Source organism: Sphingomonas rubra (assembly GCF_900115745.1).
GTDB lineage: Bacteria > Pseudomonadota > Alphaproteobacteria > Sphingomonadales > Sphingomonadaceae > Sphingomonas > Sphingomonas rubra.
Map to the genome: position 1 here is coordinate 44,303 of NZ_FOXP01000003.1, position 26,022 is coordinate 70,324.

The 26,022-nt window shown below is 70.9% G+C and carries 25 protein-coding genes; 12 read left to right on the forward strand and 13 right to left on the reverse strand.

Features of this window, described 5'->3' with window-relative positions; all coding sequences use genetic code 11:
• Window positions 1-54: 54 nt before the first annotated feature.
• Window positions 55-1,176 carry a serine hydrolase gene (locus tag BM145_RS04640; protein WP_093331922.1) on the forward strand — a complete coding sequence of 374 codons (1,122 nt, stop codon included), beginning with the start codon at window positions 55-57 and terminating at the stop codon, window positions 1,174-1,176.
• A gap of 288 nt (window positions 1,177-1,464) precedes the next feature.
• On the opposite strand, the gene BM145_RS04645 is transcribed toward BM145_RS04640, so the two are convergent.
• The 3 genes from BM145_RS04645 to rpsD all read right to left on the reverse strand — a co-directional run bounded on the left by BM145_RS04645 (window position 1,465) and on the right by rpsD (window position 4,943).
• The gene (locus BM145_RS04645) at window positions 1,465-2,430 is read right to left on the reverse strand and encodes an agmatine deiminase family protein (RefSeq protein WP_093331925.1); all 966 of its coding nucleotides are present in this window, start codon (window positions 2,428-2,430) and stop codon (window positions 1,465-1,467) included.
• Window positions 2,427-4,064 (reverse strand): M28 family peptidase, encoded by a 1,638-nt coding sequence (locus BM145_RS04650; protein WP_093331927.1) that lies wholly within the window; start codon window positions 4,062-4,064, stop codon window positions 2,427-2,429. Before BM145_RS04650 ends, BM145_RS04645 begins: the two co-directional genes overlap by 4 nt.
• A 264-nt stretch (window positions 4,065-4,328) precedes the next feature.
• Window positions 4,329-4,943 (reverse strand): 30S ribosomal protein S4, encoded by a 615-nt coding sequence (gene rpsD / locus BM145_RS04655; RefSeq protein ID WP_093331930.1) that lies wholly within the window; start codon window positions 4,941-4,943, stop codon window positions 4,329-4,331.
• A 181-nt stretch (window positions 4,944-5,124) separates the two neighbouring features.
• Here rpsD and BM145_RS04660 point away from each other — a divergent pair, with 181 nt between their 5' ends.
• A complete protein-coding gene (locus BM145_RS04660) occupies window positions 5,125-5,424 on the forward strand; it encodes a chorismate mutase (RefSeq protein ID WP_093331932.1) in 300 nt (99 codons plus the stop codon).
• Here BM145_RS04660 and BM145_RS04665 read toward each other — a convergent pair.
• From BM145_RS04665 to rpiB, 5 genes are all read right to left on the reverse strand, one after another.
• The gene (locus tag BM145_RS04665; RefSeq protein ID WP_093331934.1) at window positions 5,362-6,549 is read right to left on the reverse strand and encodes a TrmH family RNA methyltransferase; all 1,188 of its coding nucleotides are present in this window, start codon (window positions 6,547-6,549) and stop codon (window positions 5,362-5,364) included. The genes BM145_RS04660 and BM145_RS04665 overlap by 63 nt on opposite strands.
• A 143-nt stretch (window positions 6,550-6,692) precedes the next feature.
• Window positions 6,693-7,154 carry a transcriptional regulator NrdR gene (nrdR, locus tag BM145_RS04670; RefSeq protein ID WP_093331937.1) on the reverse strand — a complete coding sequence of 154 codons (462 nt, stop codon included), beginning with the start codon at window positions 7,152-7,154 and terminating at the stop codon, window positions 6,693-6,695.
• 3 nt (window positions 7,155-7,157) lie between these two features.
• Window positions 7,158-7,331, reverse strand: a complete 174-nt coding sequence (locus tag BM145_RS15950) for a small multi-drug export protein (protein WP_177200082.1) — start codon at window positions 7,329-7,331, stop codon at window positions 7,158-7,160.
• Between the two features lie 4 nt (window positions 7,332-7,335).
• The gene (glyA, locus tag BM145_RS04675; RefSeq protein WP_093331940.1) at window positions 7,336-8,646 is read right to left on the reverse strand and encodes a serine hydroxymethyltransferase; all 1,311 of its coding nucleotides are present in this window, start codon (window positions 8,644-8,646) and stop codon (window positions 7,336-7,338) included.
• Window positions 8,643-9,083 carry a ribose 5-phosphate isomerase B gene (gene rpiB, locus BM145_RS04680; RefSeq protein WP_177200098.1) on the reverse strand — a complete coding sequence of 147 codons (441 nt, stop codon included), beginning with the start codon at window positions 9,081-9,083 and terminating at the stop codon, window positions 8,643-8,645. The genes glyA and rpiB overlap by 4 nt, the downstream gene beginning before the upstream one ends.
• Before the next feature lie 102 nt (window positions 9,084-9,185).
• Here rpiB and BM145_RS04685 point away from each other — a divergent pair, with 102 nt between their 5' ends.
• From BM145_RS04685 to BM145_RS04700, 4 genes are read left to right on the forward strand one after another with little or no spacing between them, the layout of a single operon-like run.
• Entirely contained in the window at window positions 9,186-9,755 is a 570-nt protein-coding gene (locus BM145_RS04685) for a sigma-70 family RNA polymerase sigma factor (protein ID WP_093331946.1), read from the forward strand.
• The gene (locus BM145_RS04690) at window positions 9,745-10,446 is read left to right on the forward strand and encodes an anti-sigma factor (protein ID WP_177200083.1); all 702 of its coding nucleotides are present in this window, start codon (window positions 9,745-9,747) and stop codon (window positions 10,444-10,446) included. Before BM145_RS04685 ends, BM145_RS04690 begins: the two co-directional genes overlap by 11 nt.
• Window positions 10,443-10,877 carry a DUF3429 domain-containing protein gene (locus BM145_RS04695; protein WP_093331951.1) on the forward strand — a complete coding sequence of 145 codons (435 nt, stop codon included), beginning with the start codon at window positions 10,443-10,445 and terminating at the stop codon, window positions 10,875-10,877. Before BM145_RS04690 ends, BM145_RS04695 begins: the two co-directional genes overlap by 4 nt.
• Window positions 10,878-10,907: 30 nt before the next feature.
• On the forward strand, window positions 10,908-11,480 hold the full coding sequence (locus tag BM145_RS04700; RefSeq protein ID WP_093331954.1) for a Uma2 family endonuclease: 573 nt from the start codon (window positions 10,908-10,910) through the stop codon (window positions 11,478-11,480).
• A 4-nt stretch (window positions 11,481-11,484) separates the two neighbouring features.
• Here BM145_RS04700 and hemA read toward each other — a convergent pair whose 3' ends face one another.
• Together hemA and murI are read right to left on the reverse strand one after the other, a co-directional pair.
• The gene (hemA, locus tag BM145_RS04705) at window positions 11,485-12,762 is read right to left on the reverse strand and encodes a 5-aminolevulinate synthase (protein ID WP_245739072.1); all 1,278 of its coding nucleotides are present in this window, start codon (window positions 12,760-12,762) and stop codon (window positions 11,485-11,487) included.
• Between the two features lie 76 nt (window positions 12,763-12,838).
• Complete coding sequence (gene murI, locus BM145_RS04710) at window positions 12,839-13,630, reverse strand: glutamate racemase (protein WP_093331957.1); 792 nt, start codon at window positions 13,628-13,630, stop codon at window positions 12,839-12,841.
• A 100-nt stretch (window positions 13,631-13,730) separates the two neighbouring features.
• Between murI and plsY the strand changes: the two genes are divergently transcribed.
• The 3 genes from plsY to topA are packed head-to-tail and all read left to right on the forward strand — an operon-like array spanning window position 13,731 to window position 18,093.
• Window positions 13,731-14,336 (forward strand): glycerol-3-phosphate 1-O-acyltransferase PlsY, encoded by a 606-nt coding sequence (gene plsY / locus BM145_RS04715; protein ID WP_093331959.1) that lies wholly within the window; start codon window positions 13,731-13,733, stop codon window positions 14,334-14,336.
• Complete coding sequence (gene dprA, locus BM145_RS04720) at window positions 14,333-15,472, forward strand: DNA-processing protein DprA (RefSeq protein WP_093331962.1); 1,140 nt, start codon at window positions 14,333-14,335, stop codon at window positions 15,470-15,472. The genes plsY and dprA overlap by 4 nt, the downstream gene beginning before the upstream one ends.
• Window positions 15,473-15,531: 59 nt before the next feature.
• Window positions 15,532-18,093, forward strand: a complete 2,562-nt coding sequence (topA, locus tag BM145_RS04725) for a type I DNA topoisomerase (protein WP_093331965.1) — start codon at window positions 15,532-15,534, stop codon at window positions 18,091-18,093.
• Window positions 18,094-18,191: 98 nt separating this feature from the next.
• On the opposite strand, the gene yghU is transcribed toward topA, so the two are convergent.
• Window positions 18,192-19,043 (reverse strand): glutathione-dependent disulfide-bond oxidoreductase, encoded by an 852-nt coding sequence (gene yghU / locus BM145_RS04730; protein ID WP_093331967.1) that lies wholly within the window; start codon window positions 19,041-19,043, stop codon window positions 18,192-18,194.
• Between the two features lie 90 nt (window positions 19,044-19,133).
• Between yghU and BM145_RS04735 the strand changes: the two genes are divergently transcribed.
• On the forward strand, window positions 19,134-19,934 hold the full coding sequence (locus BM145_RS04735) for a class I SAM-dependent methyltransferase (protein WP_093331970.1): 801 nt from the start codon (window positions 19,134-19,136) through the stop codon (window positions 19,932-19,934).
• 104 nt (window positions 19,935-20,038) lie between these two features.
• On the opposite strand, the gene BM145_RS04740 is transcribed toward BM145_RS04735, so the two are convergent.
• The gene (locus BM145_RS04740) at window positions 20,039-20,725 is read right to left on the reverse strand and encodes an arylesterase (protein ID WP_245739074.1); all 687 of its coding nucleotides are present in this window, start codon (window positions 20,723-20,725) and stop codon (window positions 20,039-20,041) included.
• Window positions 20,726-20,777: 52 nt separating this feature from the next.
• Between BM145_RS04740 and BM145_RS04745 the strand changes: the two genes are divergently transcribed.
• Entirely contained in the window at window positions 20,778-21,440 is a 663-nt protein-coding gene (locus BM145_RS04745) for an ABC transporter ATP-binding protein (RefSeq protein ID WP_093331975.1), read from the forward strand.
• The gene (locus BM145_RS04750; protein WP_093331977.1) at window positions 21,437-23,935 is read left to right on the forward strand and encodes an ABC transporter permease; all 2,499 of its coding nucleotides are present in this window, start codon (window positions 21,437-21,439) and stop codon (window positions 23,933-23,935) included. The genes BM145_RS04745 and BM145_RS04750 overlap by 4 nt, the downstream gene beginning before the upstream one ends.
• Here the strand turns inward: BM145_RS04750 and BM145_RS04755 are convergent.
• Window positions 23,895-26,018: a malate synthase G gene (locus BM145_RS04755; RefSeq protein WP_093331979.1), complete on the reverse strand. Its 2,124-nt coding sequence runs from the start codon at window positions 26,016-26,018 to the stop codon at window positions 23,895-23,897. The genes BM145_RS04750 and BM145_RS04755 overlap by 41 nt on opposite strands.
• Between the last annotated feature and the right edge of the window lie 4 nt (window positions 26,019-26,022).

A 26,022-nucleotide genomic window follows, 5' to 3' on the forward strand; every position in this document is an offset into this window, starting at 1 on the left:
CGACCACGGTGCCGGTTAAGGATCGTGCGGCAAGTTCGGGGCGTTCGGAAATCCATGGCACATCGCGGGCTTGACGGCCTTCTTCTCGGTTCCCTCGCGCTGCTTGCCGCCTGCGGGTCGGGATCGCGCCCCGGCAGCAGCGCCCGCGCGCCCGAGGTGGAGCCGCAGGCGGTGGTGTCGATCCCCGTGCCGGCGGTGATCCGCCCCGCCAACCCGGCGCCCGCGCAGCTGCAGGCCACCGTGTCGCAGCTGCTCGGCAATTTCGGCGGCAAGGCCGGCGCCGCGGTCCGCGCGGTCGACGAGGGATGGACGGTGGAGGCGGGCGGGCGCCAGCGGCTGCCGCAGCAGTCGGTGTCGAAGCTGTGGGTGGCGATGACGCTGCTCGACCTGCGCGACCAGGGGCGCGCGCGGCTGGACGAGCCGATCACGGTGCTGCCCGCCGACCTGACGCTGTTTCACCAGCCGATCGCCTATCTGGTCGCCAAGTCGGGCCGGTTCGACACCACCGTCGGCGGCCTGCTGACCCGCGCGCTGACGCAGAGCGACAACACCGCCAACGACCGGCTGCTGACCTATGTCGGGGGTCCAGAGGCGGTGCGGCGGATGATCCTGGCCAAGCGGCTGGGCGACATCCGCTTCGGTCCGGGCGAACGGGCGTTGCAGGCGGGAACGGCCGGGCTGACGTGGCAGCCCGCCTTCTCGCTCGGCGGTGCGTTCGAGGCGGCGCGGTCGCGGCTGTCGGCGGAGGCGCGGGCCGCCGCGCTCGACCGCTACACCGCCGATCCGCCCGACGGCGCCGCCCCGCTCGCCATCGCCGACGCGCTGGCGCGGCTGGCGCGCGGCGAATTGCTGTCGGAGACGTCGACGCGCATCCTGCTCGACACGATGGGCGCGAGCGTCACCGGGCGGGCGCGGTTGCGCGCGGCGCTGCCGGTGGGGTGGAAGATCAGCCACAAGACGGGAACGGGACAGGATTTGGGACGGCGCAATGCCGGGTTCAACGATGTCGGCCTGCTCACCGCGCCCGACGGTCGCCGCTACGCGCTGGCGGTGATGATCGGCGACACGACACGGCCGATCCGCGAGCGGCAGCAGCTGATCCAGGCGGTCGCGGCCGCGGTGGCGGCGCATGCCGGTGGGTCGGGTGGGTTGGGGATGAACGCGGCGATTTATTGAGGCGCGCTTGGGTGCCCCCTAGAGTCGCATGACAACGGATTAACCTACCACCGTTCGCCCCGAGCGACGTCGAAGGGCAGGTTGCGGGAGCATCGCCTCGGGTATGTGCTTCGACTTCGCTCAGCACGAACGGGTCGAGCTGATGTCGTCATGCTCTAAATGCCCGGACCTACCTCCACCGTCATGTCGGGCTGGTCCCGGCATCCAGGGCCGCGAGGTGCGCGTTCTTGGCTCTGGACACCGGGAGGAGCCCGGTGTGACGAGCGGATGGATTCGAACTGCGGCGCCTCAGGCCGGCAGCTGCTGCGAGATGCAGTGGAAGCTGCCGCCGCCGGTCAGGATGTGGTCGGCCCGCAGGCCCACCGCCTCGCGGCCCGGGAACAGCGTCTGGATCGCCGCGACCGCCGCCTCGTCCTGCTCGCTGCCGTAGAGCGGCACGACCACCGCAGCGTTGCCGATGTAGAAGTTCATGTAGCTCGCCGGCACGACCTCGTCATCGCGTAAGACCCGACCAGGCGAAGGGATCGTCACCACATCGAGCCCGGCCCCCTCCAGGTCGCGGCGGGCGTGCTGGTAGACCTGCCAGTTGGGATCGTTCTCCGCCGCCTGCGGGATGGCGACGCGGCCGGGCGCCACGAAGCGGGCGAGGTTGTCGACATGGCCGTCGGTATGGTCGTTGAGGAGCCCCTCCCCCAGCCAGACCACGCGGGTCAGGCCCAGGTCAGCGGCGAGTCGCGCTTCGATCTCGGTGCGCGACAGGTGCGGATTGCGGTTGGGGTTGAGCAGACACTGCGTCGTGGTGACGACGGTGCCGGTGCCGTCGCCGTCGATCGCGCCGCCTTCCAACACCCAATCATGGTTCGCCAGCGAGAGACCGCGCGACGCGGCGAGGCGCGGGGCCAGGTCGTCGTCGCCCGGAAGATCGTACTTGCCGCCCCAGCCGTTGAAGCGGAACGCCGCGGCGCCCCCGTCGCCGGTCACGATCGGGCCGGTGTCGCGCAGCCAGATGTCGCCGAACGGCTGCACCTCGATCGCGGCGAAGGGGGCACGGGTGCGGGCGTCGTCGGCCGCCTCGCCGTCCGCGCAGACCAGGATCACCCGCTCGCCGCGCCCATCCGCGTGGACGGCGCGGGCGAAGGCCGCCACCTCGTCGCGCGCGGGCTCCAGATCGTCCTCCCACAGTTCGGGATGTGAGGGGTAACCGATCCACACCGCCTCGTGCGGCGCCCATTCGGGAAGCGGCGCGCGGGTCACTTCGAAGCCCTTGCGCGGCTGGTGTCGCGCGCGGCGCGGAACTCGTCGCCCGGGTTCCAGTTCGGCCAGGCGGTCGTCGTCGCCAGCTCGCGGCCGACGCGGTAATAGGCGTTCAGGTCACGCTGCACGCCCGGCCAGCTCCACGCCGGGGTGATCTCGTCCTTGGGGCCGTGATAGCGGTTGCGCTCGTAATCCTTCGCCGCCGCCTCGCCCGCGGCGCGGCCGCCGGTCACGAGGTCGTCGCCGCCCTCGAAATACAGCATCGGCACGCCGCGCTTGGCGAGTTCGAAATGGTCGGAGCGGTAGTAGAAGCCTTTCTCCGGCGTCGGCTCGTCGGTGATGACGCGATTGTCCGGCTTCAGCGCGCGGGCGAGATAGGCATCGAGTTCGGACTTGCCGCGCCCGACCACGACGACATTGCGCGCGGGCCCCGCGACCGACATGGCGTCGATGTTGATCCCGCCGACCGTCTGCGCGAGCGGCACGACCGGGTGCGCGGCGTAATAGGCCGCGCCGAGCAGGCCCGATTCCTCGGCGGTCAGCGCCACGTACAATTGGCTGCGCGGCGTCGCCCCCGCCTTCACGTTCGCCTCGGCCAAGGCGACCAGCGCGGCGGTGCCGGTGGCGTTGTCGACCGCGCCGTTGCAGATGTCGTCGCCGTCGGGCGCCGCCTCGCACCGGCCGAGATGGTCCCAGTGCGCGGTGGCGAGGACGTATTCGTTGGGGCGCGACGTGCCAGGGAGCAGCGCCACGACGTTCTTCGACAGGTGGCGGCGGGTGGCGACGTCGAAGCCGACGCTCATCGCCACGCCCAGCGGCACCGCCTTGAAGCCCGGCCGCTTGGCGGCGGCGGTGAGCGTGGCGAGATCCTTGCCGGCCGATCGCATCAGCCCCGCCGCCTTGGCGCCCTCGATCCAGCCGATGGCCATGCTCTGGTCGGCATTGTCGTTCGGCGACGCGGCGACCTGCTGCGCGCCGGTCCAGCTCGACTGGACGACGTTCCAGCCATAGGCGGCGGGGACGGTGTCGTGGACGATGATCGCCGCGGCGGCACCCTGGCGCGCGGCCTCCTCGAACTTGTAGGTCCAGCGACCGTAATAGGTCATCGCGCGGCCGTTGAACGGGCCGGTCAGGCCCTTGGTCTCATAGTCCGGGTCGTTGACGAGGATGACGACGGTCTTGCCCTTCACGTCCAGCCCCGCGTAATCGTTCCACTTCTTCTCCGGCGCGACGATGCCGTAGCCGACGAACACGACCGGGCTGTTCTTCACGTCGACCTTCTTGATGCCGGTGCGGTACGTGCCGACCACCATTTCCGGCCCGTAGGCGGCGGTGACGGGCGCGGTGCCGCCGGTGAAGCGCATCGGCGTCGTGTTGCTGGTGGTGATCTCGACCAGCGGCACGTCCTGGAACCAGCTGCCCTTGTTGCCGGGCTTGAGGCCGACGCGGGTGAACTCGTCGACGAGCAGCTTCAACGTCTTCTCCTCGCCCGCCGTACCCGGCGCGCGGCCTTCGAAGGCGTCGGAGGAGAGTTGCTCGACGACGCGCTTCATGGTGGCGACGGACGGCTCAACCGGCGCGGCGAGGGCGGGGGCGGCGAGAAGGGCGAGCGGCAGGAGGGAGAGGATACGCATGGGGGCGTGATGGCGTGCGCGTGAGGCGGGCGCAACCCCGCCGTCACCCCGGGCTTGTCCCGGGGTCCAGGGCCAAGTGGCGGCACCGCTCGTGACTCTGGATGCCGGGACGAGCCCGGCATGACGAGGGGGCAAACCAGAAAGGCGGCTCCTCGCGGAACCGCCCCTTCTCTGTCTCGGGCTCGTCATGGGAGTGAATCCCATGACGTCGATCGAGGCTGTAGCCTCGTCGGCCGAGCCCGAATCTCTGCTCGGTCTACTCGCTTAGCGCGAGTAGAACTCGACGACGAGATTCGGCTCCATCTTCACCGGATACGGCACCTCGTCGAGCGTCGGCACGCGCACGAAGGTGACCTTGGCGTTGCCGTCCTGCGCGACGTAATCGGGCACCTCGCGCTCGGCCAGGCCCTGCGCTTCGAGCACCAGCGCCATCTCCTTGGCCTTGGAGCCCAACGTGATCTCGTTGCCGACGTAGCAGCGACGCGACGCGATGTTGCACTTCACGCCGTTGACGCGGATGTGGCCGTGGCTGACCAGCTGGCGCGCGGCGAAAATCGTCGGCGCGAACTTGGCGCGGTAGACGATCATGTCCAGCCGCTGCTCGAGCAGGCCGATCAGGTTCTGGCCGGTGTCGCCCTTCATGCGGGCAGCCTCGATATACGCCGCCTTGAACTGCTTCTCGGTGACGTCGCCGTAATAGCCCTTCAGCTTCTGCTTGGCGCGCAGCTGCACGCCGAAGTCCGAAACCTTGCCCTTGCGGCGCTGGCCGTGCTGGCCGGGGCCGTACTCGCGCTTGTTGACCGGGCTCTTCGGGCGGCCCCAGATGTTCTCGCCCATGCGGCGATCGAGTTTGTACTTGGCGCTTGCACGCTTCGACATGCTGTATTCCTTGGCAATAACGAACGACGGTATTCCCGGTATCGCGCTACGTCTCATCGGATGAGGGCAGGCCCGCCGCTTCACCGGGGTGCGGGGGCGATTGCGAAGGCGCGGCGGTTAGCGGCCGGGGGCCGATGAGTCAAGCTGGACAGCCGCCCCCCCGCCCGGCAAGGCGCCCGGCATGACCATCCTGCCCGGCCCCGACTGCACGACCATGACCGAGGTGCGCGCCGGCGTCGACCAGGTCGACCGCGAACTGGTGGCGCTGCTCGCCCGGCGCTTCGCCTATATGGACGCCGCCGCGCGCATCAAGCCGGAGCGCGGCCACGTCCGCGACGAGGCGCGCAAGGCCGCCGTCATCGCCAACGCGCGGGCGGAGGCGACGCGGCTCGGCGTGCCGGAGGCGGTGGTCGGCGATTTATGGGAGCGGCTCGTCGAAGCCTCGATCGCCTACGAACTCGCCGCCTTCGACCGGCGCTGAGGCCACGTTGCGGCGCATCTTGGCGCCGTCGAGCGCGGAGAGCACGCCGCGCACCGTGCGCACCTCCTGGGCGGACCAGCCCGGCTTGGTGAGCAATGTGCGAAGCGTGCGGCGCGTGACGTGGACGCGGTGCGGCGGGAAGAAGAAGTTCGCCGCCTCCAGCATGTCGTCGAGCTGGCCGATCAATCCGTCGAGTTCGCCCTGTGGTGCCGGCGGCTCGATCGCGGTCTCCGACGGCTGGACCAGATCACCGACGCCCTTCGACCATTCATAGGCAACCAGGATCACCGCCTGCGCCAGGTTGAGGCTGCCGAACTCCGGATTGATCGGCACGGTGACGATGGTGCGCGCGAGCGCCACGTCGTCGGTCTCCAACCCCGACCGCTCCGGCCCGAACAGGATCGCGGCCCGGCCCGGCCCGGCATGGATCGCGCGCGCCGCGGCCTCGGGCGCCACCACTGGCTTGGTCACGCCGCGCTTGCGGACGGTGGTGGCGTAGACGTGGCTGCAATCGGCGGTCGCCTCGGCGACGGTGTCGAACAGCTGCGCGCGTTCGAGCACCACGTCGGCGCCCGAGGCGGCAGGGCCGGCCTGCGGATTGGGCCAGCCGTCGCGCGGGGCGACGAGGCGCAGGTCGAGCAGGCCGAAATTGAGCATGGCGCGGGCGGCCTTGCCGATATTCTCGCCGAGTTGGGGGCGGACGAGGACGATGACGGGGGGTGGGGTGGCTTCCACCGTCCTTCGAGACGGGCCTTCGCCTGCGCTCAGTCCCTCCTCAGGACGAACGGCAATGGGTAACCGTTCGTCCTGAGGAGCCGCTGAGCTTGACGAAGCGGCGTCTCGAAGGACCGCCCGGCTGGCGAGCTTGCTCAACGCCGCCCAATCGCCCCTCGCCAGCGCTTCCTTCTTCGCGCGTGACCAGCCTTTCACCTGCGTTTCCGCCGCCAATGCCTCTTGCCGCGTACCGAAATCCTGCGACCACATCAGCTCCACGGGGCGGCGATCGTGGGTGTAACCCTCGATCTCACCCGCCTGATGCTGACCTACGCGGCGTTCGAGGTCGTCGGTATGGCCGGTGTAATAACTGCCGTCCGAGCAGCGGAGGATGTAGGTCCAGAAGGTCATACGTGGGGGCCTATCTCTCGATACGGCGTCGCGACAAGCCCCACCCATTCGGTACGTGCCGAGCGACGTCGAAGCACTTTGGGGCGAAGAGGCCTTCCACTTCGCTCAGGCCTAACGGAGGGATAGGTGGCAAGAGCGAGAGCCTACCCCCGCCCCGCCTCCTCCACCTGCCCCGCGAACGCCTCGAAGTCCCTCGCCTCGCTGAAGTCGCGGTACACGCTGGCGAAGCGGATATAGGCGACCGAGTCGAGCGCCTTCAGCCCCTCCATCACCATCTCGCCGATGCGGGCGGTGGTCACCTCGCCCTCGCCCAGCGTCTCCAGCTGGCGCTGGATGCCGGAGACGAGCTTCTCGATCCGGGCTGGCTCGATCGGCCGCTTGCGCGCGGCAATGGCGAGCGAGCGCATCAGCTTGTCGCGGTCGAACGGCTCGCGCCGGTTCTCACTCTTTAGGACGGTGAGTTCGCGCAACTGGATGCGCTCGAACGTCGTGAAGCGCGCGGCGCAGCCCTCGCACTGGCGCCGGCGGCGGATCGCCGCCCCGTCTTCGGTGGGGCGGCTGTCCTTTACCTGGCTGTCTTCATGGCCGCAGAACGGGCAGCGCATGCCTCAGTCGTTGCGTTTCGCATAGGCGATGCCCGCGCCGACCAGCGCGCCCAGTACCGGGCCGACAAAGGGCACGGGGATCGCGACGACCGCGCCGATCGCGCCGTATTTGGCCATCTTCTTGCCCAGGCCGGGGGTTGCCTTGACGGTGTTCTGGACCTCTTCGATCTTCGACATCGGCTTATCCTTGATAGATGGGGAAGCGGGCGCATAGGGCGCGCACGCGGGTCCGAACGTTTGCCTCCACCTCCGGGTCCCCGTGCTCGCCCTTCTTCGCCAGACCGTCGAGCACGTCGGCGACCATGTGGCCGATCTCGCGGAACTCGGCCGGGCCGAAACCGCGCGTGGTGCCGGCGGGGCTGCCGACGCGGATGCCGCTGGTCTTCACCGGCGGCAGCGGATCGTTGGGGATGCCGTTCTTGTTGCAGGTGATACCCGCGCGCTCCAGCGCCTCGTCGGCGTCGCGGCCGGTGATGCCGAGCGGGGTAAGGTCGATCAGCGCCAGATGCGTGTCGGTGCCGCCGGAGACGACGTTCGAGCCGCGCTCCTTCAGCGTCGCGGCCAGCACCTTGGCGTTCTCGACCACGGCGGCGATATAGCCCTTATAGTCCGGCCGCAGCGCCTCGCCGAACGCCACCGCCTTGGCGGCGATCACGTGCATCAGCGGCCCGCCCTGGAGGCCGGGAAAGACGGCCGAATTGATCTTCTTGGCGATGGCCTCGTCGTCGGTCATCACCATGCCGCCGCGCGGCCCGCGCAGCGTCTTGTGCGTCGTCGTGGTGACGACGTGCGCGTGGCCGAACGGCGTCGGATGCAGTCCGGCGGCGACGATGCCCGCGAAATGCGCCATGTCGACCATGAAATAGGCGCCCACCGCGTCCGCGATCTGGCGGAAGCGGGCGAAATCGATCTGCCGCGGATAGGCGGAGCCGCCCGCGATGATGAGCTTGGGGCTGTGCTCGCGGGCGAGCGCTTCGACCTGGTCGTAGTCGATCAGGTGCGTCACCGGGTCGACGCCGTACTGCACCGCGTTGAACCACTTGCCCGACATCGCCGCGCGCGCGCCGTGCGTCAGGTGGCCGCCGGCGTCGAGGCTCATGCCCAGGATCGTCTCGCCCGGCTTGACCAGCGCCAGCATCACCGCGCCGTTCGCCTGCGCGCCGGAGTGCGGCTGGACATTGACGAAGCTGCAGCCGAAAATCTGCTTGGCACGCTCGATCGCCAGCATCTCGACCTCATCCGACGGCGCGCAGCCCTGGTAGTAGCGCTTGCCCGGATAGCCTTCGGCATATTTGTTGGTGAAGACCGAGCCCTGCGCCTCCAGCACGGCGCGCGAGACGATGTTCTCGCTGGCGATCAGCTCGATCTGCGTCTGCTCGCGCGTCAGCTCGTGCTCGACGCCGGCGAACACCGCGGGGTCCGCCTCGGCGAGGCCGCGCGTGAAGAAACCATCCGGCTGCTGTTCGCCCAGATGCTGCGGCTGCGTGCTCATGCGGTGAACTCCTTGGCGAGTTTGTCGACGCGGTGCTGGTGGCGACCGCCCTCGAATTCGGTGAACAGGAACGCCTCGACGCAGGCGATCGCCATCGTCTCCCCGATCAGCCGCGCGCCCATGGCGATGGCGTTGGCGTCGTTGTGCGTCCGCGCCAGCCTGGCCGACAGCGGCTCGGCCACCAGCGCGCACCGGCACAGCGGATGGCGGTTGGCGGCGATGGCGATGCCGATGCCCGATCCGCACAGCGCGATCCCGCGCTCCGCCCGGCCGTCCGCCAGCGCCTCGGCGATCGCGTAGCCGTAATCGGGATAATCGACCGACGCGTCGTCGTGCGTGCCCAGGTCGAGCACCTCGTGGCCCGCCTGCCGCAGCCAATCGGCGATCGTCGCCTTCAGCGACACGGCGGCGTGGTCGGCGGCGATGGCGATGCGCAAGGGCTGTTCCGGTGCTGATCCAGGGATGCGCGCGCCATAGCCGCGCCGCGGCGCGAACGCCAGCACTTGCCCCATCACCGCGACCCGCTAGGCTGCGGGTCCGTGAAGCAGGCCCATTCCACCGCCGATGCCGCCCGCGCGCATCTGGCCCGAACGCTGGTCGCGGTGGGCGGCGAGGATCGCGCCGCGTTCCACGAACTCTATCAACTGACGAGTGCGAAGCTTTTCGGCATCACGCTTCGTATCTGCGGCGATCGCCAAGCCGCGGAGGACGTGCTGCACGAGGTGTACCTGATCGTATGGCGCCGCGCGGGCGCGTGGGAGCCGGGGCGGGCCAGCCCCATCACCTGGCTCGCCACCATCGCGCGCAACCGCGCGATCGACTGGCGCCGCGCGGTCCGGCCGACCGCGGGACTGGACGCCGCCGACGCGGTCGCCGATCCCGACATTGGCGCCGAGGCGAGGCTGGTCGCGGCGGGCGAGCGGCACACGCTGATCGACTGCATCGGCGAGTTGGAGGAGCGGCAGCGCGGCGCCATCCGCCGTGCCTTCTTCGACGGATTGACCTACGCCGACGTCGCCGCCGCGGCGGGCGTACCGCTCAGCACCACCAAGAGCTGGGTACGCCGCGGCCTCGGCAAGCTGAAGGAGTGCCTCGATCGTGCCGGATGAGGATCGCCCCGCAGACGAGCCCGTCGACGACGTCGCCGCCGCCGAACTGGCGCTGGGGCTGCTCGACGGCGAGGAACGCGCCGCGGCGCTGCGCCGCGTCCTCGCCGAGCCCGCCTTTGCCGCCGAGGTGGAGCGCTGGCGGCTGTATTTCGCGCAGCTGTTCGACAAGTGGCCGGAGGCGCAACCGCCCGCCGACCTGATCGACCGGATTGACGCGTCGCTGAGCGGCCCCCTACCCATGCGCCGCCGCCAGCTGCCTTGGCCGCTGCTCGCCACGGTGTCGACGGCGGTGGCCGCGGCGCTGCTGGTGGTGGTCGCGCTGCGCCCGGATGTGCCCACCCCGCCACCGCCGCCAATCGCGCGGCAGGCTCCCGCGCAGCCGCTGCTGGTCGCCGCGATCGGCGGCGAGGCGGCGATCTTCGAGCCCGGATCGGGTCGCCTCCGTGTCGGCGGCGCGCCCGACGTGCCGGCAGGGCGCGTCGCGCAACTCTGGGTAATCGGCGCGGACCAGACGCCCTACTCGCTTGGCCTGCTCGACCGCGGCAACACCGCGCGCCTGCTCCCCCCCGCCGACCGCGCCCGCCTGATCGCCGGCGCGACGCTCGCCGTGTCCGTCGAACCGGCGGGTGGGTCGCCCAAGCCGACACCGACCGGACCCGTGGTGGCGACCGGCGCGTTGCGCGCGGTGTGAACGACCGGCTCTCCCTCACCGCCCGCCTGCTCGGCTTCGCCGGGCTCCTGCCGCAACTCGCCTTCGTGGGGCTGCAGCTCGTCCGACCCGATCCAGGCTGGTCGCTGCTCGCCTTCGCCTATGCCGCGCTGATCCTGAGCTTCCTGGGCGGCATCTGGTGGGGCGTGGCGGCGGCGCGGCGCGCACCCGACGCGGCGCTGATCGCCGTCTCGGTCGTGCCGACGCTGGTGGCCATGGCGGTGCTGTTCGCGGCGCTCCACCTGCTGAGCCTGCGCTGGCCACTGGTCCTGCTCGGCAGCGCGATCATGCTGACGCTGCTGGTCGACCGCAGCCTGACGACTCGCGGCGACGTGCCCGTCGACTGGATGCGGTTGCGCGTGCCGCTGTCGCTTGGACTCGGTGCGCTAACGATCCTGGGCGCGGTGTTGTGACGGTCGCGCGCGCCATGCTAGCCTGACGCCATGAACAAGCCGGCCCGCATCGATCTGGCAGACGCCCGCGAGATCGCCCCTTCGTCGAAGGCGCGCTTCACGACGGCAGAGTTTCTCCACATGGTGGAAAGCGGTGCGTTCGACGACATGAAAGTCGAACTGGTCGGGGGAGAATTGGAGCGCATGCCACCGCCGGGATCGACCCATGCCAGCCGACAGGTGAAGATCATCGTCCTGCTGAGTGCCGTTGTTTCATCGGGGCGCTTGCTCGGCGAGGTGGGGCTGGACTTGGGAGACGACACGCTGCTGGGCTGCGATCTGGCGGTGCTCCATGCGCCGGTCGAGGGTAACCGTATGGTCCTCCCCTCGGAGGTCGTCCTCGTCGTCGAGGTCGCCGAAACCACCGCGTCGCGCGATCGCGGTATGAAGCGGCTGGCTTATGCACGGGCGGACATCCCGACCTACTGGGTGGTCGACGGCAAGCTCGGCCTGACCCACGTCTACAGCGAGCCGCGCGATGGTGATTACGCGGAGATCGCGACCGTCCGGTTCGGCGAGTCGCTGGCGGTGCCCGGCACGGCTGCGACGATCACCATCGATTGACGCCTCAGGCTGCCTTGCGCAGCTCCAGCCGGCCCCAGATCTCGACCAGCGCGCCGGTCAACTCGCGCATCATCGCCTCGTCGTGCGCCGGGCCGGGGGTAAAGCGCAGCCGCTCGGTACCACGCGGCACCGTGGGATAGTTGATCGGCTGCACGTACACGCCGTACTCGGCGAGCAGGATGTCGCTGATCTTCTTGGCCTTTACCGGATCGCCGACGATCACCGGCACGATGTGCGTGTCGCCCGGCATCACCGGCAGGCCGGCTTCCGTCAGCATCGCCTTCAGCGTGGCGGCAGCGGCCTGCTGGCCCTCACGCTCGGCCGAGGACGATTTCAGGTGGCGGACGCTCGCCAACACGCCCGCGACCAGCACCGGCGACAGGCTGGTCGTGAAGATGAAGCCCGGCGCGTAGGAGCGGATCACGTCGATGATCGTGCGGTCGGCCGCGATATAGCCGCCCATCACGCCGAACGCCTTGCCCAGCGTCCCCTCGATGATCGTCAGCCGGTGCGCCACCTCGTCCCGCTCGGAGATGCCGCCGCCGCGCGCGCCGTACATCCCGACCGCGTGGACCTCGTCGCAATAGGTGAGCGCGTTGTAGCGGTCGGCCAGGTCGCAGATCGCCGCGATCGGCGCGACATCGCCTTCCATCGAGTAGACGCTCTCGAACGCGATCAGCTTGGGGACCGCGGGATCGTCGGCGGCGAGGAGCTCCTCAAGGTGCGCCAGGTCGTTGTGGCGGAACACGCGCTTCTCGCAGCCGGCGTTGCGGATGCCGGCGATCATCGAGGCATGGTTGAGCTCGTCCGAGTAGATGATGCAGCCCGGCAGGATCTTCGCCATGGTGGCGAGCGTCGCCTCGTTCGACACGTAGCCGGAGGTGAACAACAGCGCCGCCTCCTTGCCGTGCAGGTCGGCGAGCTCGGCCTCCAGGTCGACATGGTAATGCGTGTTGCCGCCGATGTTGCGCGTGCCGCCGGAGCCGGCGCCGACATCGTGCAGCGCCTCCTCCATCGCCGCGATCACCTTGGGATGCTGGCCCATGGCAAGATAGTCGTTGGAGCACCAGACGGTGATCGGCTTGGGCCCGTTATGCCCGGCGAAGCAGCGCGCGTTGGGAAACGCGCCCTTGTTGCGCAGGATGTCGATGAAGACGCGGTAGCGCCCCTCGGCGTGGAGCCGGTCGATCGCCTGGGTGAAGACGCGCGCGTAATCGACGCGGGGGCCCGCAGGCCGGCCGGTCAGATGGGAGCCCGTCAGGAGCGTGACGTCGGTGGTCATGGTCCCGTCGCTTACCCGCGCGGAGCCCGCTTTTCCAGCGGGTTGATGTGGCCACACTGATCGGATCGCGCCACCGTCACAGCCGCTCGACCCGTCCGAGGCCGTAGCGGGCGAGCGCCGGGGCGAGCGCCGGGTCGGGCGTGCCGGTGAACACCGCCACGTCGTCGCTCGCCCGATCCGGCCAGCGCTGCCCCTGGGTCAGGTGCGCCACACGCCGGGCGATGCCGGGCCCGCCGTCGACGAAGGCGAGCGGCCGCGGCGCCACCGCGGCGAGCCGGTCGGCGACCAGCGGGAAATGTGTGCAGGCGTTGACCACCACGTCCATCCGCTCGGCCCCCGGTTGGTCGAGCAGCCCCGCCATCACCGCGGCGAAGCGCGCGTCAGGCAGCGTGTCGCCGCGCAGATGCGCCTCGGCCAACTCGACCAATTCGGCCGAGCCGTGACGCAGCACCAGGCAGTCGGCGGCGAAGCGGCCGGCGAGATCGTCGACATAGGCCTGGCGCACCGTGGCGCGGGTGCCGAGCACGCCGATGACGCGCGTCCTGCTCATCGCCGCCGCCGGCTTGATCGCGGGCACGGTGCCGACCACGGGCAGGTCGAGCGCGGCGCGCACCGCCGGCAGCGCGATGGTGGAGGCGGTATTGCAGGCGATCACTACCAGTCGCGGACGATACCGCTCGACCAGCCGGCCGAGCAATGCCGGCACGCGCCCCGCGATCTCCGCCTCGGTGCGGGTGCCATAGGGAAAACCGGCCGAGTCGGCGGCGTAGACGATCGGCGCGCTGGGCAGCAGCGCGCGGACCGGCGCCAAGATCGACAGACCGCCTATCCCTGAATCGAACAACAGGATGTGGGCGGCATCGGTCATCGCGTCGCCTTAGCCGCCCGGCGGGGCGATCGTCACGCCTGATCCAGATCGATGGACAATCGATCCGTTCCGGCTATGATCCGCAGCGACACGGGGAAGAATGCACACGGAAATTCTCTGGATCGCGCCCACGGCGGCGCTGCTGATCGGCTATCTGCTCGGGTCGATTCCGTTCGGCGTCATCCTGACGCGGGTGGCCGGTGCCGGCGACCTGCGCACGATCGGATCGGGCAATATCGGCGCCACCAACGTGCTGCGCACCGGTCGCAAGGGGCTGGCCGCGGCGACGCTGCTGCTCGATCTGCTGAAAGGGCTCGCCGCTGTGCTGGTCGTCGCGCACCTGTTCCCGGGGGACGAGGCGCTCGCCGCGGCCGGCGCGTTCATCGGCCACTGCTATCCCGTGTGGCTGCGTTTCCGCGGCGGCAAGGGGGTCGCCACGCTGATGGGGATCGTGCTGGCGCTGCACTGGCCGGCCGGCCTGGTCTACGCCGCGGTGTGGCTGGGGCTGCTCGCCGCGGTGCGCATCTCCGCGGTGGCGGGCATGGCCGCGGCGGCCAGCGCCCCCCTCGCTGCGGCGCTGATGGGGCAGTTCGATCTGGTGCTGCTGCTGCTGGCGCTCGCGCTAATCGTGTTGTGGAAGCACGGCGACAATATCGAGCGGCTGCTGGCAGGAACCGAGCCGCGCATCGGACGCGCAAAAGGTTGAGCGATCACGGGTCGAATGACGAGCGCGCGCGGAGGCCGGCGGACGCGCTCGCGCGCCTCCGGCTGATCCGCACCGCCGGCGTCGGCCCGGTCGCCTACGCGCAGCTGCTCGCCCGTTTCGGTAACGCCGAGGCGGCGCTCGACGCGCTGCCGCGGCTCGCCCGGCGGGGTGGCGGCGGACCGCCGCGGGTCGCCGAGGAAGCGCTGGTGCGCCGCGAGGCGGAGCGGGTCGGCGCGCTGGGCGCGCGCTACCTGTTCCTCGGCACGCCCGAATACCCGCCGCTGCTGGCCGAGATCGACGACGCGCCGCCGGTGCTGGTGGTGCGCGGGGACGAGGCACTCGCGGCGCGGCCGTGCGTGGCGATCGTCGGCGCGCGCAACGCCTCCGCCGCCGCCTGCCGCTTCGCGCGCGGGCTGGCGCACGAGATCGCCGGCGAGGGAGTGTCGGTCGTCTCCGGCCTGGCGCGCGGCATCGACACCGCGGCGCACGTCGGCGCACTCGGCATCGATGGAGCGGGCGGCACCGTGGCGGTGATCGCCGGCGGCATCGACGTGGCCTATCCGCCGGAGAATGGCGCATTGCAGGAGCAGGTGGCGGAACAAGGCCTGCTGATCGCCGAGCAACCACCCGGCACGGAACCCCGCGCGCGCCACTTCCCCTATCGCAACCGCATCATCTCCGGCGTGTCGTCGGGAACGCTGGTGGTGGAGGCGGTGATGAAGTCCGGCTCGCTCATCACTGCGCGGCTGGCGGGCGAGCAGGGGCGCGAGGTCATGGCGGTGCCCGGCAGCCCGCTCGATCCGCGCAGCGCCGGCTGCAACGGCCTGATCCGCGACGGCGCCACGCTGGTCCAGTCCTCCGCCGACGTGCTGGAGCTGATCCGTCCCTTCGCCGGACCCGGATCGGTCGGCGTCCGCGCGCCCCTCGGCCGCTACGACGGCCCACCGCCGGAGGACGCGAGCGACGCCGACCGCCGCGCGGTGACGGCGTTGCTCGGCCCCGTGCCGGTGTCGGTGGACGAATTGATCCGTCAGGCGGGCCGGCCGCCCGCGGTGGTGCAGACGGTGCTGCTGGAACTCGAACTCGCCGGCCGCGTCGAGCGGCACGCCGGCGGGCGCGTCAGCCTCGCGGCTTGACGAGGCGGCCCCGGCCTCCCCACCCTCGCGCGTACACGTAAGGACCACCAGTAGCGCCCATGCAGCTCGTCATCGTCGAATCACCCGCCAAGGCCAAGACCATCGAGAAGTATCTCGGGTCGGATTACCGCGTCCTCGCCTCCTACGGTCACGTCCGCGACCTGCCGCCCAAGGACGGGTCGGTGAACCCCGACGAGGGGTTCGCGATGGAGTGGGAGAATTACGCGGACAAGGCCAAGCAGCTGAAGGCCATCGCGGATCTCGCCAAGACCGCCGACCGCCTGATCCTGGCGACCGACCCCGATCGCGAGGGCGAGGCGATCTCGTGGCACGTGCAGGAGGTGCTGCGCGGTCGCCGCGCGCTGCCGAAAGACGTGCAGCGGGTGACGTTCAACGCGATCACCAAGCAGGCGGTGACGAGCGCGATGCAGGCGCCGCGCGAGCTGGATACCGACCTGATCGACGCGTACCGGGCGCGGCGCGCGCTCGATTACCTCGTCGGCTTCACCCTGTCGCCGGTACTGTGGCGCAAGCTGCCCGGCGCCAAATCGGCCGGGCGCGTCCAGTCGGTGGCACTGCGCCTGATCGTCGAGCGCGAGCGCGAGATCGAGGCGTTCCGCGCGCAGGAATATTGGTCGGTGACGGCCGCGATGGAGCATGACGGCACGCTGTTCGCCGCGCGCCTCGTCCAATGGGAGGGCAGGAAGCTCGACCGCCTGTCGATCGGCAACGAGGGCGACGCGCTGCGCGCCAAGGCCGATGTCGAGGCGGGTCGCTTCTCGGTCCAGTCGGTCGAGACCAAGCCCGGCACGCGCAACCCGCCGCCGCCCTTCACCACCTCGACCCTCCAGCAGGAGGCGGCGCGCAAGCTCGGCTTCTCGGCCGACCATACGATGCGGATCGCGCAGGGCCTCTACGAGGATGGCGCGATCACCTATATGCGGACCGACGGCGTGCAGATGGACGGTTCCGCCATCTCGGCCGCGCGCAAGGCGATCGCCGATCGCTACGATGCACATTACGTGCCGGACAAGCCGCGCCAGTACCAGACCAAGGCCAAGAACGCGCAGGAAGCGCACGAGGCGATCCGGCCGACGGATTTCTCGAAGGACAAGGTCGGCGGGGGCGATCACGCGCGCCTGTACGACCTCGTCTTCAAGCGCGCGCTCGCGAGCCAGATGGCCTCGGCGCGGTTCGAGCGAACGACGGTGGAGATGGCCGACGGCACTGGCCGCCACCTGCTGCGCGCGACCGGCCAGGTGGTGCTCTTCCCCGGCTATCTCGCGCTCTACGAGGAAGGCCAGGACGATTCGGCCGACGAAGAGAGCCGCCGCCTGCCGAGGATGCGCGAGGGCGATGCGCCGGCGAAGAAGCAGGTCGACGCCGAGCAGCATTTCACCCAGCCGCCGCCGCGCTTCTCGGAAGCCAGCCTCGTCAAGCGAATGGAGGAACTCGGCATCGGCCGCCCCTCCACCTACGCGTCGATCATCAAGACGCTGAAGGACCGCGCCTACGTGCGGCTGGAGAAGAACCGCTTCTTCGCCGAGGAGAGCGGGCGGCTGGTGACGGCGTTCCTAGAGCGGTTCTTCCTGAAATATGTCGGCTTCGACTACACCGCCGACCTGGAGGAGGAGCTGGACGACGTTTCCGGCGGGCGGGCGCAGTGGCAGGCGGTGCTCGACGCCTTCTGGCGCGAGTTCAAGCCGCTGACCTCCGAGGTGATGGAGCAGCAGCCCTCGGCGATCACCGCCGAGCTCGATATATTCCTCGCACCGTACCTTTTCCCGGAGCGGGCCGACGGCGCCGACCCGCGGCTCTGCCCCAATTGCGGCGAGGGCAAGCTGGCGCTGCGCGGCGGCCGGTTCGGCGCGTTCGTCGCCTGCTCCAACTATCCCGAGTGCAAGTTCACCCGCCGCTTCGCGCAAGGCGGCGAGAATGCGGAAGGGGATAGCGGCCCGGAAACGCTCGGCCAGGACCCGGAGACCGGGCTGCCGGTGGAGCGCAAGTCGGGGCGGTTCGGCCCGTACATCCAGCTCGGCGAGGGCAAGGAGGCGAAGCGCGCGTCGATCCCCAAGGATCTGCCCGGCGACCTCGACCTCGAATGGGCGCTGAAGCTGCTCAGCCTGCCGCGCACGATCGGCGCGCATCCGGAGACGGGCGAGCCGATCACCGCTTCGATCGGTCGCTACGGCCCATATCTCGCGCATTCGGGCAAATATGCGCGGTTGCAATCGACTGCCGACGTGTTCGAGACGGGGATGAACGCTGCGGTGGTCAAGCTCGCCGAGGCGGCGGCAGGTGGCGGGCGCCCGCAGCGCGGTGCCGCCCGCGCGCCCTTGAAGGAACTCGGCAAGCATCCGCGTACCGAGCTGGACATCAAGCTGATGGAAGGCCGCTACGGCCCCTACGTCACCGACGGCGAGACCAACGCGACGCTGCCCAAATCGATCACGCCCGACGAGCTGACGCTGGAGGAGGCCGCCTCGCTCCTCGACGCGCGCGCGGCGGCGGCGCCCAAGCCGAAGAAGAAGGCTGCTAAGAAGGCGCCGGCGAAGAAGGCCGCCGCCAAGCCCGCCGCGAAGAAGGCACCGGCCAAGAAGACGGCGGCGAAGAAGGACTAACCCGCGCCGTCATCCCGGGCTCGTCCCGGGGTCCAGGGCCCCGCAGCGTACCGTCCGTAACCCTGGATGCCGGGACGAGCCCGGCATGACGAAGATGGTCAGCTCGCCGCCCGCTCGAAATCGTTGGCCGAGTGCCGTTCGGCCAGCTGCTCCTTGGGCGCGCCTGTCACGCGATTGACCCGCCGCCCCCGCTTCACCGCCGGCCGCTCGGCGATCTCCTCGGCCCAGCGCATGACGTTGGCATAGCTCGCCGAGTCGAGGAACGTCGCCGCCTCGTACACCTGGTTCAGCGCGAGCTGCCCGTACCAGGGCCAGATCGCCATGTCGGCGATGGTGTAGTCCGCGCCCGCGATGTAGCGGTGCTCGCCCAGCTGCCGATCGAGCACGTCGAGCTGCCGCTTCGCCTCCATCGCGTAGCGGTCGATCGCATACTCGATCTTGGTCGGGGCATAGGCGTAGAAATGGCCGAAGCCGCCGCCCAGCAGCGGCCCCGCGCCCATCTGCCAGAACAGCCAGTTGAGCGTCTCCGTGCGCCCGGCATGGTCGGCCGGCAGAAACGCGCCGAACTTCTCGGCGAGGTAGAGCAGGATCGCACCCGATTCGAACACGCGCACGGGTGTGGGATCACTGTGATCGACCAGCGCCGGGATCTTGGAATTGGGATTCGCGCCGACGAAGCCGCTGCCGAACTGATCGCCCTCGCTGATGCGGATCAGCCAGGCGTCGTACTCCGCGCCGGCGTGGCCGGCGGCGAGCAGTTCCTCCAGCATCACCGTCACCTTGACCCCGTTGGGCGTCGCCAGCGAGTAGAGCTGGAGCGGGTGCTCGCCCAGCGGCAGCTCGCGGTCGAAGCGCGGCCCCGCGGTCGGCCGGTTGATCGAGGCGAAGGCGCCGCCGTTCTCGCCGGTCTGCCGCCACACCGTCGGCGGCTGGTAACCCTTGTTGCTCATACCCGTGCACTCCCGTGTGGCGGCGGTGCCCGCTTGCGCGCGCCGCCGATATCTGGTCCCGTCCGCCCCAAGATCAGGAGAGAGAAGCCCATGAACAAGATGTTCGCCGCGCTCGTCGTCACCGCGCTCGCCATGCCCACCGCCGCGGTCGTCGCGCAGAAGGCCTCGCCCGCGATCGCCGCGGCCGTCGCCGACGCCCACCGCACCCCCGCCAACCGTGCGCGCGACCGGTATCGCCACCCGGCCGAGACGCTCGCCTTTTTCGGCATCCGCCCCGACCAGACGGTGGTCGAGTTCCAGCCTTCGGGCGGCTGGTACACCGAGATCCTGGCACCGATGCTCAGCGCCAAGGGCCGCTATATCGGCCTGACCGGCACCTCGCAGCGCGCGCGCGACGGCTTCGCCGCCGTGCTGGCGAAGGGAGGCGACCGCTACCGCGGCGCCACCGCGGCGACACTGGACGCAGGCGCGGGCACCTCCACCGTTCCCGACGGATCGGCGGACGTGGTGTTGACCTTCCGCAACGTCCACAACCTCATCATGGCCGGCGGCGGCAACGCGGAGAATGCGTTCAAGGCGTTCTACCGCATGCTGAAACCCGGCGGCACGCTGGGCGTCGTCGACCATCGCCTGCCCGAGAATGCCGATGCAGCGGCCGAGATGAAGAGCGGTTACCTCAAGCGTTCCACCGTCGTGCGGCTGGCCGAGCAGGCCGGATTCCGCTTGGCGGGCGAGAGCAAGGTCAACGCCAACGCTCGCGACACGCACGACTGGCCGGAAGGCGTGTGGACGCTGCCGCCCTCGCTGCGGCTGGGCGACAAGGACCGGGCCAAGTACCTCGCGATCGGCGAGAGCGACCGGATGACGCTGCGCTTCGTGAAGGCGCGCTGAACGTTCCCATCTCGGTCACCCCGGGCTCGATCCGAGGTCCAGGGTCAAGCAGCGGCGGCGCTTGTGGCTCTGGATGCCGGGACGAGCCCGGCATGACGGGAGTGTCAGCTGGTGTCCTTCGCCAGCGCTGCCCTCACCAGCGGCGCCACCCGATCGGCGATGCGGTCCACCCCCGTCGCGTTGGGATGCACCCGGTCGGCCTGCATCAGCGCCGGATCGCCGATCACGCCGTCGAGGATGAACGGGTACAGCACGCCGTCGTACCGCTTGGCGAGGTCGGGCCAGATCGCATCGAACGAGGCGACGTAAGCCGGCCCCAGATTCGGCGGCGCCTTCATCCCCGTCAGCAGCACCGGGATCTTGCGCCGGCGCAGCTCGTCCAGCATCGCGGTCATGTTGGCCCGCGTCTCCGCGACCGGCAACTGGCGCAGCACGTCGTTGCCGCCGAGACCCAGCATGACCAGTTCGGGCGGCTTGTCCATGTTGTCGAGCACGAAGGCGAGCCGCTGCCGCCCGGCCGCAGTGGTGTCGCCCGACACGCCGGCGTTGACGACGCGCGCGTTGATCCCCTCGGCGCGCAGCCGTGCCTCGATCACCGCCGGCAGGCTCTGCCCACGGTCGAGCCCGTAGCCGGCGTAGAGGCTGTCGCCGAACGCCAGCACCTCTCGCTCCGGCCCGATCGGCGTTGCCGCCGCCGCGGGCGTCGCCGTCCCGCTCGGGACGTCGCTCGCCGCGGGGAGCGGTTGCGACGGCGGCGCGTTGCACGCCGACAGCGCCAGCGATAGCGCCATGACGGTTGCCGCATCGCGGCGCATCCTCTCGACCAAGGCAGACCCTTTCCCAATGACCACGTCCGACATGGTGATCGACGCGCACGATGTCACGCTGACGCTGGGTGAGACCGCCATCCTGCGCGGCGTCGATCTGGCCGTCGCGCGCGGCGAGAGCGTCGCGCTGCTCGGCGCGTCGGGATCGGGCAAGTCGTCGCTGCTCGCGGTGCTGACGGGGCTGGAGCGCGCGAGCGGCGGGCAGGTGACCGTGGACGGGCTCGATCTCGGCATCCTCGGCGAGGATGCGCTGGCCCGCGCGCGGCGGGGGCGGATCGGGGTCGTGCTCCAGGCCTTTCACCTGCTGCCGACGATAACCGCGCGCGAGAATGTGGCGGTGCCGATGGAACTCGCCGGCCACGACGACGCGTGGGACCGCGCAGGCGAGGAGCTGACCGCGGTCGGCCTCGCCCACCGGCTCGACCATTACCCCGCGCAGCTGTCCGGCGGCGAGCAGCAGCGCGTCGCGATCGCCCGCGCGCTCGGCTCCCGGCCGCCGCTGGTGTTCGCCGACGAGCCGACCGGCAACCTCGACACTGCGACGGGCGAGGCGATCATGGACTTGCTGTTCGAACGGCAGGCGGCGCTGGGCACGACGCTGGTCGTCATTACACACGACCATGCGCTGGCAGCGCGCTGCGGCCGCGTCGTGACGCTGGTCGACGGGCGGGTGGCATGAGCGGCTGGGCGCTGGCGTCCCGCTGGGCGCGGCGTGAGCTTGACTGGCGGTTCCGGGGCCTGCGGCTGCTGGTCGCCTGCCTGTTCCTCGGTGTCGCGGCGCTGGCGGCGATCGGCGGCCTGGCCGACGCGGTCGGCGGTGAGCTGGCGGCGCGCGGCGCGACGATCCTGGGCGGCGACCTGGAACTCGCCACCTCGCAGCGGCTGGCGACCCCGGCCGAGCGCGCCGCCTTCGCGCGCGTCGGCACCGTGTCGGAGACGGTGCGGATGCAGGCCAACGCCGTCGCCGGCACGCGCGCGGCGCCGATCCAGCTGAAGGCGGTGGACGGCGCCTATCCGCTCACCGGCGCGCTGACGCTCGCCGATGGTCGCCGCGTCGGCGCGCCGCCGGTGGGACAGGTGTGGATCGCGCCGGCGCTCGCCACCCGGCTAGGGCTGGCGAGCGGCGGACGGCTGGCGATCGGCGGCGCGGCGCTGACCGTCGGCGGGATCATCGCCGACGAGCCGGACCGGCTGGGCGAGGGTTTCACCCTGGGGCCGCCCGCGATCGTGTCGATGCCCACGCTGAAGGCGACCGGGCTGGTCCAGCCGGGCAGCCTGTTCGAGGCGAAATACCGGCTGCGACTGCCGCCGCATGCCGACCCGGCCGCGAGCGGCCGGCGCCTGACCGCCGCCTTCCCGGCCGGCGGGTGGGAGGTGAAGACGCGCGACCGGGCATCGCCGGGGGCGTCGCGCTTCGTCGACCGGATGGGCGAGTTCCTGACGCTGGTCGCGCTCGCCGCGCTCGCCATCGCCGGCATCGGCGTGGGCGGCGGCGTCACGTCGTTCCTGGCGGCGCGGCGGGGGACGGTGGCGACGCTCAAGGTACTCGGCGCCTCGACGGGTGACATCGCCCGGCTCTACGCGATCGAGATCGGCGTGGCGGCGCTGGTCGGAATCGGCACGGGGCTGGTCGCGGGCGTGCTGGCGGTGCCGCTGCTGGTCGGGCTGCTCGGTGACGTGTTGCCGGTGACGGCGACGCTGTCGGTCGCGCCGTGGCCGCTGGTGCGCGCGGCGCTCTACGGCGGGCTGATCGCGCTCGCCTTCGCTGCAACGCCGCTCGCCGCGGCGGGGGCGACGCCCGCGGCGGGGTTGCTGCGCGGGGCACTGGCGCCGCTTCGCCCGGCGACGTGGCGGGCGCGGATCGTGTCGCTGCTCGCCGGCGGGGCGGCGGTGGCGCTGGCGATCGGCACCGCGCGCCAGCCGATGCTCGCCGCGGGCTTCCTGCTCGCGGTCGCCGGGGCGCTGCTGCTGCTCGCCGGCATCGGCCGCGCCGTGGCCGCGCTCGCCGCCCGGGCGCCACGCGCGCGGCGGCCGCTCGTCCGGCTGGCGGTGGCGGCGCTGCACCGGCCGGGCGCGCACACGACCGCTCTGGTGGTCGCGCTCGGCCTCGGCCTGACGCTGTTCGTTCTCCTCGCCGGCATCCGAACGAGCATCGACGCCAACATCGCCACCACCGTGCCCGCGCGCGCGCCGGCGCTGTTCGTGCTCGACGTGCCGCGCGACCGCGAGGCCGAGTTCCGCCGGGTGGTCGCGCACGCCGTGCCCGGTGCCGACGTGCGCACGGTGCCGCTGCTGCGCGGCACGATCACCGCCTACGGCACGACCCGCGTCGCCGACCTCAAGCAACTGCCGGAAGGGGCGTGGGCGCTGCGCGGCGAGCGCGGCCTGACCTACGCCGACGCGGTGCCCGACGGCAGCACCGTGACCGCCGGCCGCTGGTGGCCGCGCGGCTATGCCGGGCCGCCGCTGGTGTCGGTCGACGAGCGGCTGGCCAAGGCGCTGTCGCTCAGGATCGGGGACCCGCTCACCGTCAGCCTGCTCGGCATCGAGCGCACCGCGCGCGTCACCTCGTTCCGGCGGATCGACTGGGACACGCTGGGCTTCAACTTCGTGCTGGTCTTCTCGCCCGGCACGCTGCGCGGCGCGCCGCACAACCTGGCCGCGACGATCGACGTGCCGAGCGGGCGCGAGGAGGCGGTCACCGCGGCGCTGCTCGGGCCTTTCCCCTCGTCCTCAGCGATCGAGGTGCGTGGCGTACTCGGCCAGGTGCGCACCATCCTGGGCCAGGTCGCCGCCGCCATCGCTGCGGCGGGCGGCGTGGTGGTGGTCGCCGGCATCGCAGTGCTGGTCGGCGCCATCGCCGCCGCCCGCGAGGCGCGGACCTACGACGCGGTGGTGCTGCGGATGCTCGGCGCGACGCGCGGGCAGCTGCTCGCCGGGCAAGCGATCGAATACGCGCTGCTCGGCGCGGTGGTGGCGGTCGTCGCGATCGTATTGGGCCTGACCGGCGCATGGTACGTGGTGACGCAGAGCTTCGATTTCATCTGGGCGCCCGACTATGCCGCCGTCGGGGTGACCGTCGCGGTGGGCCTCGGCGCGCTGATCGCCATCGGCTTGGCTGGCGCGTGGCCGATCATGAGCATCCGGCCGGCACGCGCGCTTCGCTCGATCTGACCGCCGCCGCCTTGGCCCGCGCGCGGAAGGCGTGGAGCAGCGGTTCGGTATAACCGTTCGGCTGCTTCGCGCCCTCGAACACCAGCGCGCGGGCCGCCTGGAAGGCGAGGCTGTCGGGCGTCAGCGGCCGGTACTCGGGATCGCCCGCGTTCTGCCCGTCGACGACCGCCGCCATGCGGGTGAGCGCGGCATCGACCTCCGCGGCCGAACACACGCCGTGCATCAGCCAGTTGGCGAGGTGCTGCGAGGAGATACGCAGCGTCGCACGGTCCTCCATCAGGCCGATATCGTCGATGTCGGGCACCTTGGAACAGCCGACCCCTGCGTCGATCCAGCGGGCGACATAGCCGAGCAGCCCTTGCGCGTTGTTGTCCAGCTCGCGCGCGACCTCCTCCGCGGACCAGTTGGTGCCGCCTGCGAGCGGGATCGTCAGCAGCGTCTCCACCGCCGGCGCCGGCGTCGCGGCGATGGTGGCATGGCCGGCGAACACGTCGTGCGCGTGATAGTGCATCGCGTGAAGCGTCGCCGCAGTCGGGCTCGGCACCCAGGCGGTGGTGGCGCCGGCGCGCGGGTGTGCCGCCTTCTGCGCGACCATCGCCGCCATCAGGTCGGGCGCCGCCCACATGCCCTTGCCGATCTGCGCACGCCCGCCGAGCCCGCAGGCGAGGCCGATGCGCACGTTGCGATCCTCGTACGCGCCGATCCACGCCGACACCTTCATGTCCGCCTTCCTCACCATCGGCCCGGCGCGCATCGACGTATGGATCTCGTCCCCCGTGCGATCGAGAAAGCCCGTGTTGATGAAGGCGATCCGGTGTCGCACCGCGTGGATGCACGCGGCGAGGTTGGCGGACGTGCGCCGCTCCTCGTCCATCACCCCGATCTTGATCGTATGACACGGCAGGCCGAGCAGGTCCTCCACCGCGTCGAACAGCCGGTCGGTAAAGGCGCACTCGTCGGGCCCGTGCATCTTGGGCTTAACGATGTAAACGGAGCCGGCAGCACTGTTGCGCCGCGCGACTTTGACATCGTGGAGCGCGATCAGGCTGGTCATCACCGCGTCGAGGATGCCTTCGGGTGCCTCACCGCCGTCAGGCAGCCGCACCGCCGGGGTGGTCATCAGATGGCCGACGTTGCGCACGAAAAGCAGGCTGCGACCGGATAGGGTGAGGCGATCGCCGTCGGGCGTCGTCCACGCGCGATCCTCCGCCAATCGCCGCGTCAGCGAGCGATCGTTCTTGTCGAACGTCTCGACCAGGTCGCCCTTCATCAACCCCAGCCAGTTGGCATAGCCCGCAACCTTGTCGTCGGCGTCGACCGCCGCGACCGAATCCTCGAAATCGATGATCGTGGTCAGCGCCGATTCGAGGATCACGTCGGCGAGGCCCGCCGGATCGGTGCGCCCGATCGGGTGGTCGCGATCTACAATCAACTCAATGTGCAGGCCGTGGTGGCGGAGCAGCAGGCTCTCGCCGCGCGTACCGACCAGCTGCGACGGATCGCGCAAGCTCGGACGGCCGCCGGTCCAGTCGGCCCAACGGCCAGTGGCGAGCGGCACTGCCTCGTCGAGGAACGCCTTGGCGCGCGCGACCACCGCTGCGCCGCGATCGGCATCGTAAGGCCCCGGCGGCAGCGGCGGCGCGAGCGCGTCGGTGCCGTAGAGCGCGTCGTAGAGGCTACCCCAGCGCGCATTCGCCGCGTTGAGGACGAAACGGCGGTTGAGCACCGGCACCACCAGCTGCGGCCCGGCGATCGTCGCCACCTCCGGATCGACGCCGGTCGTGTCGATCGTGAACGGCGCGGGCTCGTCGACCAGGTAGCCGATCTCGCGCAGGAAGCCGACATAGGCCGCCTGGTCGATCGGCTGCCCCGTGTGCTCGTCGTGCCACGCATTGATCGCGGTCTGGAGCGCATCCCGCCGGGCGAGCAATGCCGCATTCTCCGGCGCGAACCGGGCGAACAGCGCGGCGGTCCCCCGCCAGAAGGCGTCCGCCGCGATCCCCGTTCCCGGCAGCACCTGCTCCTCCACGAAGGCGGCGAGCGGGGACGCGACCGTCAGGCCAGCGCGATCGACTGTCGTCATGCCG